The organism is Microcoleus sp. Z1_A1, from assembly GCF_036700305.1.
Lineage (GTDB): Bacteria > Cyanobacteriota > Cyanobacteriia > Cyanobacteriales > Microcoleaceae > Microcoleus.
Window position 1 is genome coordinate 50,203 of record NZ_JAUBOR010000009.1, and the last position, 11,791, is coordinate 61,993.

At 46.9% G+C, this 11,791-nt stretch carries 9 protein-coding genes; 6 read left to right on the top strand and 3 right to left on the bottom strand.

Annotated features, from left to right (window positions below; genetic code table 11):
* Positions 1-182: 182 nt before the first annotated feature.
* A complete protein-coding gene (locus QT973_RS08155; RefSeq protein WP_333391130.1) occupies positions 183-1,907 on the bottom strand; it encodes an AAA-like domain-containing protein in 1,725 nt (574 codons plus the stop codon).
* Positions 1,908-2,220: 313 nt separating this feature from the next.
* On the opposite strand from QT973_RS08155, the gene metK reads away from it, so the two are divergent.
* The 5 genes from metK (at position 2,221) to QT973_RS08180 (ending at position 9,908) form a co-directional block, all read left to right on the top strand.
* Positions 2,221-3,483: a methionine adenosyltransferase gene (metK, locus tag QT973_RS08160; RefSeq protein WP_333391133.1), complete on the top strand. Its 1,263-nt coding sequence runs from the start codon at positions 2,221-2,223 to the stop codon at positions 3,481-3,483.
* A gap of 204 nt (positions 3,484-3,687) precedes the next feature.
* Positions 3,688-4,863, top strand: a complete 1,176-nt coding sequence (locus QT973_RS08165) for a family 10 glycosylhydrolase (RefSeq protein ID WP_333054653.1) — start codon at positions 3,688-3,690, stop codon at positions 4,861-4,863.
* A 438-nt stretch (positions 4,864-5,301) separates the two neighbouring features.
* Positions 5,302-7,218, top strand: a complete 1,917-nt coding sequence (locus tag QT973_RS08170) for a HEAT repeat domain-containing protein (RefSeq protein ID WP_333232445.1) — start codon at positions 5,302-5,304, stop codon at positions 7,216-7,218.
* Between the two features lie 239 nt (positions 7,219-7,457).
* On the top strand, positions 7,458-7,763 hold the full coding sequence (locus tag QT973_RS08175) for a hypothetical protein (protein ID WP_333054655.1): 306 nt from the start codon (positions 7,458-7,460) through the stop codon (positions 7,761-7,763).
* Positions 7,764-7,943: 180 nt separating this feature from the next.
* Positions 7,944-9,908: a HAMP domain-containing sensor histidine kinase gene (locus tag QT973_RS08180; protein ID WP_333211767.1), complete on the top strand. Its 1,965-nt coding sequence runs from the start codon at positions 7,944-7,946 to the stop codon at positions 9,906-9,908.
* Positions 9,909-10,221: 313 nt separating this feature from the next.
* Here QT973_RS08180 and QT973_RS27015 read toward each other — a convergent pair whose 3' ends face one another.
* Positions 10,222-10,407, bottom strand: a complete 186-nt coding sequence (locus tag QT973_RS27015; protein WP_333054657.1) for a ribbon-helix-helix domain-containing protein — start codon at positions 10,405-10,407, stop codon at positions 10,222-10,224.
* Positions 10,408-10,533: 126 nt separating this feature from the next.
* Positions 10,534-10,719 carry a ribbon-helix-helix domain-containing protein gene (locus QT973_RS08185; protein ID WP_333054658.1) on the bottom strand — a complete coding sequence of 62 codons (186 nt, stop codon included), beginning with the start codon at positions 10,717-10,719 and terminating at the stop codon, positions 10,534-10,536.
* A 211-nt stretch (positions 10,720-10,930) separates the two neighbouring features.
* Between QT973_RS08185 and QT973_RS08190 the strand changes: the two genes are divergently transcribed.
* Positions 10,931-11,416 carry a hypothetical protein gene (locus QT973_RS08190; protein ID WP_333262204.1) on the top strand — a complete coding sequence of 162 codons (486 nt, stop codon included), beginning with the start codon at positions 10,931-10,933 and terminating at the stop codon, positions 11,414-11,416.
* Positions 11,417-11,791 lie beyond the last annotated feature (375 nt).

Sequence of the window (11,791 nt, forward strand, 5' to 3'; positions counted from 1 at the left end):
ATCGTTTTCTTCAGAGTCCGCGCGGGCGGACTTTGTAAGCTAATCCGCATTTAAATTGCATAGTAAAATAAATTTTTTCTTTTGTGGGGAGTAGGGGTTGGGCAGGAGAACCCGCCCTCAACATACAAATTAAATGCACAACAGGTTATGTGTAGAAACGAATTATATTCCCCCAGAAGTAGCTAATTAACACCAGCAAATCGAAAATTGAAAAGCGTACTCATAGTGAGCCGATCGCGCCCCTGCCTTTTCGAGTCATAAAGAGCTTCATCAGCCGCCAGTAGCAGGGTTATCGCATCATTTTCCTCGCTGGGAACAACGCTGGCAATTCCCAAACTAATCGTTACCACAGAATTAGGTAGACCGTCAAGACTCTGCGGGTTAAAAAGAATATTCAAAGCTTTCACTTTTGCTCTAATTTGTTCGGCAACAACCAGAGCCGCCGACGCATCAGTTTCCGGTAAAATCACAGCAAATTCCTCGCCCCCGTAGCGAGCAGCTACATCAGCAGGACGCTGGAGCGATCGGCGAATTGTCTGAGCTACCAATCGCAAACAATCATCTCCTGCTTGATGTCCGTAGGTATCATTATATATTTTGAAATAATCGAGATCGCACAAAATTAAAGATATCGGAGACCCCTCGCGAGCCATGTGTTTCCATTCGGTTCGCAAGCAACTATCAAAATACCGTCTGTTGCCAATTTGAGTAAGTTCGTCCACATTCACCAAAGCTTGCAGCCTTAGATTTTCTTGCTGCAACTCCTCAAAACGAACCACCGATAACTTGTCCTCGCACAAATTTTGCCCTTGAAAATACAGGCGATATAATTCGCAAGACAAACTACAGTTATTTCCCTCTAATTTGACAAGTCCCATGCTGTCTAACTGATAAGCCATCAAAGGTTCGAGGTGAACGCTATTTTTAGCATCGACAACCTGTTGGAATGCGGAGGCGAGTTCGGGCTGCTGTTGAATGGCGATCGACTGATTTTGCAAGTAGTCGCTATAAATTCCGCTGTGAGTAGGAGCTGCTGTTAAAAGTTCTGCCAACTTGGCTAGCGCCAGTTCCTGCCCTGGTTCATCCCGATCGACAAAGAGGCGATTTTGTTGCAAAATTGCCAGGTGATACAGCGCTAAATGCACTAAATAAGGATGCCCGCCTACCATGTTCATTAATTGCTCGATCGGAGCGCTATTGCTCCAGTTCAGTCCGTGTCTGCACGCCAAATCTTGAACTTGTTCAGCAGTAAATTCTGAGAGTTTAATCGGCATTCCTACATTAAATGGAGATTGATTAAGCCTCAAAGCAATATAAATCTCGGTCGAATGAATGACAACAATGCGGAGTTTTTGCCAAATTGTGCTAGCGCGAGCTTGTTCATACCAAAAACGGATCATCGAAAGAAAATCTTGAGCAATGTTAGTCCGTTCAAATATGCGATTTATTTCGTTAATCACCAAGACAATAGGACTGTCAATTAGTTCGAGCAAATAGTTTTCAAAGTAAATTGTGCAGCTGACCTTGCTGCCCATATCTTCATCCCAGAATTCATCAATATTTGGTTCGAGTTTGAGTTGCCGAGCGACATTGACACAAAGCCAGCGTAAAAATTTATCTAAACTAGCAAAAACCGCTGCGTCAGCTTGCTGAAAGTCTACAGTTACTGTGCGGTATCCACGATCGACTGTCGCGTGAACTATCCGCAGCATCAGCGAACTTTTGCCCATTTTTTTGGGAGCTTTAATGCGAACAAGGCCACCGGGTTTGCTAATTTCTGCACAGGCCAGGGCTTCGGCCCCTGAGCGATCGATATAAAATCGAGAGTCAAGCGGTATGGGGCCGCCGGGAAATTCTAGGTCTGCAACTGTTTGGATCAAGTTTGGTAATTTTTGGAGTCCTGCCATAGTCGTTCCGCAAGGCGATACCCTGACTGTATCTTACTGTGCATCAACCTTTGTCAGGTTAGGGGGGAGACGAGCGGTGTCCAAGATCGATCGACAATCCTAAAAAATCTAAGTTTTTAGGGACTTCCCGGAACTCACTTTGCTATAGTAGTGTCACTTTACCCAATCTCAAACCCTGCTTCAACACGGCTCTGCAGACCGACAAAAATTCGACGGTAGCCCAGACGCGATCTTTCTTGGCCTTTACCTGAAAAATAACTCGTTGGTCGTCGAGGTCGCGCAGGAAGAGCCCCTATCTAAGGAGAAATAATCATTGTCACGCCGCTACCTGTTTACCTCTGAATCGGTCACTGAAGGGCATCCCGATAAAATCTGCGATCAAATTTCCGATACGATTTTAGATGCCTTACTGACCGAAGACCCCAAAAGCCGCGTCGCAGCAGAAGTTGTCGTCAACACTGGCTTAATGCTGCTGACGGGCGAAATTACCACTAAAGCTCAGGTAAATTACATAGAATTAGCCCGGAAAAAAATAGCCGATATTGGCTACATCCACGCTGACAACGGGTTTTCTGCCAATAGTTGTTCAGTGTTGGTAGCTCTTGATTCTCAGTCTCCCGATATTGCTCAAGGGGTGAATACAGCCCACGAAAGCCGGGAACAATCGAGTGAAGAGGAATTAGACGCCATTGGAGCCGGCGACCAAGGCTTGATGTTCGGCTTTGCTTGCAACGAAACGCCGGAATTGATGCCTCTGCCGATTAGTTTAGCCCACCGGATTTGCCGTCAACTGGCAGCAGTCCGCAAAACCGGTCAGTTATCTTACCTGCGTCCCGACGGCAAAAGCCAAGTTACAGTAGTCTATGAGGACGGCAAACCCGTTGGCATAGATACGATTTTAATTTCTACCCAGCACACCGAAACGATCGGCGACATCACAGAAACGGCCGCAGTTCAAGCCAAGATCAAAGAAGACCTTTGGACTGCAGTCGTCCAACCTGTGTTTGCCGATATTAGCGTGCAGCCGGACTCAGAAACTCGCTTCCTTGTCAACCCCACCGGCAAATTTGTGGTCGGCGGGCCTCAAGGAGATTCGGGTTTGACGGGCCGCAAAATTATTGTGGATACCTACGGAGGCTATTCCCGCCACGGCGGCGGCGCTTTTTCTGGGAAAGACCCCACCAAGGTAGACCGCAGCGCGGCTTATGCTTGTCGCTACGTTGCTAAAAATATCGTAGCGGCTGGTTTGGCCCAAAAGTGCGAAGTGCAGTTGAGTTATGCGATCGGCGTTGCGCGGCCTGTTAGCATGATGATCGAAACTTTTGGCACTGGGAAAGTTGATGACGATCGCCTTTTAGAAGTTGTGAAGCAGCATTTTGAACTGCGTCCTGCGGGAATCATTCAGGCATTTAACTTGCAGAATTTGCCTGCTGAAAGAGGCGGCCGTTTCTATCAAGATGTGGCGGCTTACGGTCACTTCGGGCGCACTGACTTAGATTTGCCTTGGGAACAAACTGATAAGGCCGAACTTTTGAAAGAAGCTTTGAGCCAGCAGTTATCTGCTGTCGCTGGATAGTACAATGTTGGGGTGCGCGCAGCGCACCTTATCCATAAATAATATCGGGTGCTACCAATCAATATAGGGTGCGTACTCCGCACCTTATTCAAAAATAATATAGGCGGTGCTTCGGCGCATCTTATCCATAAATAATATCGGGTGCTACAAATTAATAACGTAGCGTGCGTACTCCGCACCTTACAAAAAAAAAAGAATAAATAAATGCGATTTTTCACACCTTTCCAATCTGCAATTCGCAGTTTGGTCTCTTCATTCCAACAGCGGTTGGCGACGACTGGATTTTCTGCACCAAATCCAGCAACGCTGCCAAGTTCATTTGCGACTAACAATCATGGTGGAATTCGCGGCGTTTGGATACCCACCACTGACTGCAAAGTTCTCACATCAAAAGAGCGAATTGCTGAGGCAATGGACTTTCTCGCCGATACGGGATTTAATACCGTTTTTCCTATAATTTGGAACCAGGGTTATACGGCTTATCCTTCTCAGATAATGCGAGAAAACTTTGGGGTGGAAATTGACTCGCGCTATCAAGGTCGCGACCCCTTAGCAGAAATATGTGTTGAGGCAAAGAGAGTTGGCTTAAAAGTAATTCCTTGTTTTGAATACGGATTTGTGAGTTCTTACAATCGCAATGGCGGTCATTTGCTGGCGAAAAAACCTGAGTGGATTGCCCGTGATGCCAGCGGCAATTTACTTAAAAAAAATAACTTTGACTGGATGAATTCTCTTGACGCGGAAGTGCAAGACTTTGTGCTGGGGTTGATGCTGGAAGTTGCTAAGAATTATCCGGTAAACGGCGTTCAAGGAGACGATCGCATTGCGTTTCCGGTAGAAGGCGGTTACGACGAAAAAACGGTTAAACGCTATCTAGAAGAGTGCGGTAAAGCAGCGCCGTCGGATTGTAAAGAGCAACATTGGCTGCAGTGGCGCGCTAATATTATTACTGAGTTTGTGGCTCGTTTACACCGAGAAGTGAAAGCGATTAATCCTGATTTGTTGCTATCGATGTCGCCGAGTCCTTATGATTGGGGACTGGTGGAATATTTGCAAGATTCTAAAGCTTGGGTTGACAAAAATTTGGTGGATCTGCTTCACCCGCAGTTTTATCGTCGCGATTTTAATGCTTACAAACAATTGGTCGATAAAATGATGTCGGGACAGCTTAGCGGGCAGCAAGTAAAGTGCGTGTCGCCCGGTATTTTGTTGACGAATCGAGGCAGCAAATATAGCATAACTCCCGAACTGTTGTTGCAAGTAATTGCTTACAACCGCTCTTGCGGGATTCAAGGAGAAGTGATGTTTTTTTACGAAGGTTTGCGAGATAACGATAACGCTTTGGCTAAGGTTTTGAAAAAAGGGCCCTATGCTCGTTGAGAGATTGTCCCGCAATCAAGCTGTTTCCGGTTGGCTGCAGTCAATCGATTTGAGATTTGAGATTTGAGATTTGAGATTTGAGATTTGAGAATTGAAGTATTGACCCCACGGATGAATCCGGGGGCTTGTATCCTGGATGCTTGATTGTCCACCGCGCCGATCGCTATTTCAAACCAACCTGCTATAAAATGATATAGCAGAGTTAGGCTATCTCAAAACCCAGCGATGCCAAGCAGCAAGCGCAACTCATTGTCAAGCCGATCGCCCAAACAAACCCGATAATTAATAATTGGGGAGTTGCAAAAATAGGGGAATGAGACATATTTTAGAAGTGGGTGCAAGCTTTTTTTTAGAAGTAGCGTTTTGTAGACGCCATATTTTTTAAAGACAGTTTAAAAGAGCAATCTCAACCGCTCGCCAAAATATTAGGATAAATCAGTGACCTCAGCAGCAAGCCTCATCCAACAGCTACCCGAGCTCAGCGATGCTCAATTCCATCAAAAATATTTGAAACAAAAACAAGGGATGCACACCTTGGCGACTATATTGCCGCAAGTAGAACAGCAAAGTCTGGCGTTGCGGGCAGTAAAATTAGCTCTAAAAGTAAATTTAAAACTCGGCTCAAAGCTAGCAGGAACGGTAAAGCCAGAATTTCAAATAGCCACCATAAAATTAATCGACAAAATCCCCACTTCGCCCCTACTCAAAATTCAACTGCTGGCCCTCACAAGTTCGGATATGGCAATCCCGATACTGGTGGCCGCATTGAACCACAAAGAAAGTGCAGTGCGCCTGGAGGGGATTCGGGCGATCGGGAAAATCGGCTCCGAAGCAGCAGTAATTGAATTAGCCCGATCGCTCGCATCCAAAGATTCCCAAATCCAAGCTTGGGCCGCTTGGGCTTTAGGAGAAATTGACTCGAAACCAGCCGCCGTAGCACTGCTCAAAGCCATCAAACACCCAGACTCCGGGGTGCGCGCCTGGGCTGTTTGGGCCTTGGGCAAAATTAACCCGAAAATAGCCGTCCCCGCGCTGCTGAAAGCCCTCAAACACCCAGACTCCGAAGTGCGCTGGCGGGCAGCAGTCAACTGCGGGAAAATCGGCGTCTCTGAGGTAGTTCCCGGCCTGCTGAATGCCCTCAGAGACGAAAATCACATCGTCCGCGCTAGGGCGGCGGCGGCTTTGGGGAAAATCGGCGATTCTGAAGCAGTACCGGGCTTAGTAGAATTGCTTCACGATGATCCCGACTCCTATGCAGTTTCTTTGAGGGCCGCCGAGGCCTTGGGACAAATCGGCACGGAAACGGCTGTGGCGGGACTGGTGCAAGCCCTCAACCATGACGACTCAGACGTGCGGGGCAGTGCAGTTTCTGCCTTGGGAGAAATCAGCAGCGAGGTGGCTATGGTGGCCGTAATCGGGTCGCTCTGGGATCGAGATATTTTCGTGCGCGGCAGGGCGGCGGTTGCCCTTGGGAACATCAATACAGAGGGAGATGCGAAATTGCCAAAAATGGTGGTCGCGGGACTGGCGAGCGCAATTGGCGACAGCGAATCTTATGTGCGGTGGAGAGTTGCTGCTGCTTTGGGGGAAATTGGGACAGAGGAAGCTGTGGCAGGTTTGGTGCGGCTGCTGGGGGACGAAAATTCTGGAGTGCGCCAAAAGGCTGTTAAATCCCTCGGTCACATTGGCTCCACGGCTGCTATTGTTGCTCTGGAAACAGCTTTAAATCGCGAATTTGCTGACGTTCGTGCCCGGGCTGCCCAATACTTGGCGGATGTCAGCACTGAGGCAGAAACAGTTGATTTTGATCCCTCTGTTTCCCCGGATTTGTCGGGTGAAAAACTGCCAAAAATCCTGATTGCTTCGCAAGCAGAAGCCAGCGAATACATTGTTGAGCGCCAAGCGCGACGCGAGATTAAATACTTGATCTCGATCGGCAGTCCAGGCGTCCCCGAACCCAAAACTTTCGATCAAATCCCGAACCGAATGTGCCTGGAGTTTAACGACCTCGACACCCCCGTTGATGACCCCGATCAAATCTTGCCTAGCCTTAACGATGTACTGAAAATTATTGACTTCGCCCTCAAAATGTCGTCCCAGGGAGGCAGTTTGCTGATGTGCTGCCAAAGTGGGATCAGCCGTTCAACGGCCACAGCTTTGACTGTGTGTGCTGCGCTGTTGGGTCGTGGCAAAGAACGGGAAGCTTGGGCGTTGGTGCTCGCCGCCAGACCCCAAGCCAAGCCGAATCGCTGGATGGTACACTTGGCCGATGAAGCTTTGGGTAGAGACGGTAAGCTAGCACTGGCGATCGAATTGACTACCGCAACTGCAGAACTCGCAATGGCCAAAAATTGACAGAAACCATTCAGGATACAAACCCCGGATTCATCCATCCAGAAATAAAAAACCTGTATCCGATAAAACTTGCCGAACGTATTTATCCGTCGGGTCAATGCTTCAAATCTAAAATCTAAAATCTAAAATCTAAAATCGCGCCATCGATTGACTCGCAGAAACCGGGTTTCTTTTCGCGAGCCCTAAAGTTATACTCTACTAACGAGACTTCGCCTCAGACTTGTCTTTGCGGGGCAACGATGCCAAAAGTCGATCGCCAGGGTGCAAAAGTTCGATCGGCTGCCGCATTTGTGACATTCTGTGCTATGAAGTTGTCGGATGCTCAACAAAAACCGTCAAGCAATCGTCGCATTGCTGGCAGCCAAAGCCCAAAGCTAAGGAATCGGGTGCATTGTCAACAGACAATATCAGCTTTGGGCGAATCACAGGCAAAACAGGTCAGAGACAATTTTCTGCCTGTAACATTCCACGCAGGGATAATTCACTGCGGGGATAAGTTTTTATTTTTTTTGCCTGCTGCAGACTTTTACGAGTCGAAAAAGTAATTTGGCAACAGTCCTCAACAGCCTAATTATCTCTTAGACATCAACCGAATTTAAGTTTCTCCTCTGACTCGACCAGAGTTTCAGATGCTTTTTCGCAGATGTCTACGGTCAAATAGACAAGCTTTTCCGTTTGGAGAAATTAAGAGCGTGGTAGATTTTAACAGAAGACAGGGGTTGCATATGTCAAAAATTAACTTGCTAAAAAAAACAGGACATGAAGCAAGTTTATCGGTTGCAGTTTGTGAAAACCAGGGGGAATTGAATTCAGACTTAGAACCATTTAACCCGCCGAATAAAAACGTGAAAACGCGAAAAGTTAACCAAAATAATACCAATTTAGGTAAACAGATGCCAGTTTTTATTTCCGGAGAAGTGGCCTCTGTCGAAACAGTCAGCCCCAAAAAATCCAACCATGATTTTGTCGAAAAATTATCCTTAAAAGTCAGCCAAAGTTTGCCATCTAAAATTGGCAGTTTGCCTATCCATAAAAAAATTGGATACGGGTATTTGCTGGCAATAGGAATCGGATTTTTGGGTTCACTGAGCGGACTGGTGATTGCCGATTATTACCAAGGACAAGGATTAAAGCAATTCAATGATGCTCACCTACAAGCGCAATTGCTAGGCAATTTTAAAGATGCAGCGCTGGCGGCTCAATTGCAGGGTTCACAGCTAGATTCTTTTGTAGATAATTCGCTCAAGCTAAAACAGCAAGAAGAGCAGTTGGTTAAGAGTATTGTTAAGGCAAAAAATCTGCGGTTGCGTATAGAAAATTTTGCCGACAGCCAACCCGCTTGGCTGGCAGCAAAACCGGAAGTTCTCAAGCTTTTAGTGCAAGATTGCACTAAAAATTTAGAATCCTACGCCGATACTCTCAAGTCAACTTTGCAGGAAATCCAGCAATCGCAACTATCGCCTCGGGAGATAGAGTCGGCTAGAAAATTGCTCGCAATCGAAAGCGGAGAAGGTGTAAAACAGCTCAACAGCAGCCTTGAGGAATTGAGCAAAATCCTCGATATTGCCCAGCAGCAAGAGGGCCAAGGCGGTGAAGTGATGGAAGACGCCCAAGGCATGGAAAAAGCCATAATTATTTTTAGTATGCTGCTGTCGGTTGTGGTAGCTGGAATGGTGGCTTACCGGACGAGTCGGGCGATCGCTCAACCTATGATCAGCGTTACTCAGGTGGCCCAACAAGTAGCCGCTGAGTCAAATTTTGACTTGCGAGCACCCGTCACCGGACAAGGCGAAATCGGCTCTCTGGCGGCCTCTCTCAATCACCTAATCGAGCGGGTTTCGGGACATACAAAAGAATTAGAACAAGCTAAAGAAGTCGCCGTCGCAGCTAACACTGCTAAAAGCCAGTTTTTAGCAAATATGAGCCACGAATTGCGGACGCCTTTAAATGCGATTATTGGCTACAGTCAACTACTTTCAGAAGATGCCCAGGATGCGGGATTTGATGAGTTTGTACCCGACTTGCAGAAGATTGAAAAAGCAGGCGCGCATCTGCTATCTTTGATTAACGATATCCTTGATTTGTCAAAAATTGAAGCGGGGAGTATGAAACTCGAAATCCAGGAGTTTGACATCGAATCCCTGATTGACAATGTTGCGAGTGCCGCGAAACCGTTGGTAGAGAAAAATGGCAATGTTTTGGAGATTGAGTGCGATCGAACTGTGGGCATAATGCACGCAGATTTCAAAAAAGTGCGCCAGGTTTTGATACATCTGCTTAGTAATGCTGCGAAGTTCACCAAAAACGGTAGGGTGAAAGTGACTGTGAAGCGCATTGCAGGAAGTGGAAAATTGAATGCAGCAGGGCGTGAGGCGATTGACGATTCAATGGCTGCCGATGAAATTCCTTCTGGGGCGATCGCTTGTCCCCTGCCGAATGTTCAAGACTCGGATTGGATTTGTTTATCGGTTAAAGATACCGGAATTGGAATGTCGGAAGAACAACAGCACAAATTGTTTGAAGCTTTTGTGCAAGCTGACTCTTCAGCAGCGCGACCTTACGACGGCGCCGGATTGGGGCTGACACTTAGCCGCTACTACTGTCAGATGATGGGCGGGGAAATTTTGGTAGAAAGCGAAGAGGGAAAAGGGTCTATTTTCACTGTCCGCATACCGGCGGGAAACGGGTGATGTGATGTTTGGGCGAGAAATTTAGGAGATAAGCAGAGGGGCGAAAATTTATGTTTCAAACCTCTGGTTTTGTGTCGAAATGTTTTAGTCTTGTCAGTGGGGGCGATCGCACTCTATTAATTATAATTGGTTATTTTACCAATTCAAACAGCACAAACCGCTAGCTCCTGAACTCCAACCTAAATCAATTCTAATAAATTTCATTGAGTATTATTGAACCGCGAAGACGCGAAGGAAGAATCAGGAAGAATCAGGAAGAAGTAGATAATCTTTTACGGGGAAGGGAGTAAAAGATCGATCGCACAAACTACCCTCAACTTTTATCTTGTTTCTCATCGGATGGTGGGGACTGTTTTTGCATGTGTTTTTGGCGTTCTCTCACCGCTTGTTCCAAAATGAATGCTGACAAGCCACTGATTGAACGGCGTTCCTCATTTGCCCACTCTTGAAGTAGGTCATAGATTCCTTCTCCTATCGAGGTTGATATGCGTTTAGACATTAGAGGTTAATTGTTTCTTATGTAAACCGATCGCCATTGTCGAGTATTTTAGACAATTTTGTCGAATATGCAGCATAATGCTGCTTTTGCACAGCACTATGCTGCTATTGCACGCCCCAACTGCACTCAACTCTTCTCCTGCTTGTCATCCGATGGCTGGGGCTGTTGTTTCATTTCCTTTTGGCGTTCTCTGGCTGCTTGCTCCAAAATGAATGCTGACAAGCTGCTGACTGAACGGCGTTCTTGACTTGCCCACTCTTCAAGGATTTCATAGATTCCATCGGCTAAATAGGTCGCTAAGCGTTTGGTCATAAAGGATTCATTATTTTTTAGTTTAAGCCGATCGTCATTGTGCTTTATCTAGACCATCCTGTCGATAATGGCTCATTTAAAGCATATATGTATGCTATATCTGTGCTATAGTCAAAAAGTCAAAAGCCAGCGCCGAACTTTCCGAGGGCTCGCGCTGGCTTAGGGTTCCCCAAATACAAGGAGACAATCCACATAAAAGGAGACAATTACTATGGTAAAGCCTGTGAGCGACGGCAGCGAATATAACCGCGGCTATCAACAAGCTTTGAATGATTTTGGCATCACGCAACTGCTGTCGGGTATCCGCAGCTACTCTGATGAGGATTTTGATGCCGATCGCGCGCGCATGACTGGGCCAGAGATCGAAAGCTTTGCGGTGTTTCTGATTCTGCGCGTCGGGGCGAATCTCAAAGGTAGTACGATCGCCCGCTACCTCAACACTCTGAGAAAAGCAAATTCTCCGACGATCGCCGATCGCCCCGCGATCGAACTCAACTCTAATTCGCGAGGGAAAACACCTGAAAAGTCAAAGGGGGGCGATCGCAATTCTTGGGCGATCGTCCGCATTTTACCGAATGCTGAGCACTATACAATTGCGCGTTTTGTCAACCGCCAAGATGCGGACGATCGGCGGAGGGCTTTGTGTCGGTTTATTCCAGGGGGTGTGTTTGAAGTTGTTATGTGCGATCGCACCTAATCAATATACCTCTCCAATAATTATTGTGGAACAGGCCGGAAAGCCTGTTCAAGACTGGCTTTTCTGGAGAACTCTAATCAACAAAAATGACGGTGACAATTGTAGCGACTCCGCATTAAGTCCGTCGGGGGTTAAAAACCCCCGCCTCATAGCGAAAGTCCTCGCTTCCGAGGACTGAAGAGGAGAGTTAAGATTTGTGCGCGGGGGGCTAGAAACCGGGTTTTTTACGACCATATTCGTTGCAGTCGGCAGATTCGATAAAAACCCGGTTTCTTTGGTGGGAGCGCGTAATTTCTGTCTGTTTCAATTCATACCTTGCATCATTCTCGATCGATCTTGCAGTCCTCGGAAGCGAGGAGTTTCGCTATGAGGCAG

Excerpts from the sequence above, each read along its gene's own strand:
- QT973_RS08155 (WP_333391130.1), bottom strand. The coding sequence starts at position 1,907 with ATGGCAGGACTCCAAAAATTACCAAACTTGATCCAAACAGTTGCAGAC.
- QT973_RS08165 (WP_333054653.1), top strand. The coding sequence starts at position 3,688 with ATGCGATTTTTCACACCTTTCCAATCTGCAATTCGCAGTTTGGTCTCT.
- QT973_RS08175 (WP_333054655.1), top strand. The coding sequence starts at position 7,458 with ATGCCAAAAGTCGATCGCCAGGGTGCAAAAGTTCGATCGGCTGCCGCA.
- QT973_RS08180 (WP_333211767.1), top strand. The coding sequence starts at position 7,944 with ATGTCAAAAATTAACTTGCTAAAAAAAACAGGACATGAAGCAAGTTTA.
- QT973_RS27015 (WP_333054657.1), bottom strand. The coding sequence starts at position 10,407 with ATGTCTAAACGCATATCAACCTCGATAGGAGAAGGAATCTATGACCTA.
- QT973_RS08185 (WP_333054658.1), bottom strand. The coding sequence starts at position 10,719 with ATGACCAAACGCTTAGCGACCTATTTAGCCGATGGAATCTATGAAATC.
- QT973_RS08190 (WP_333262204.1), top strand. The coding sequence starts at position 10,931 with ATGGTAAAGCCTGTGAGCGACGGCAGCGAATATAACCGCGGCTATCAA.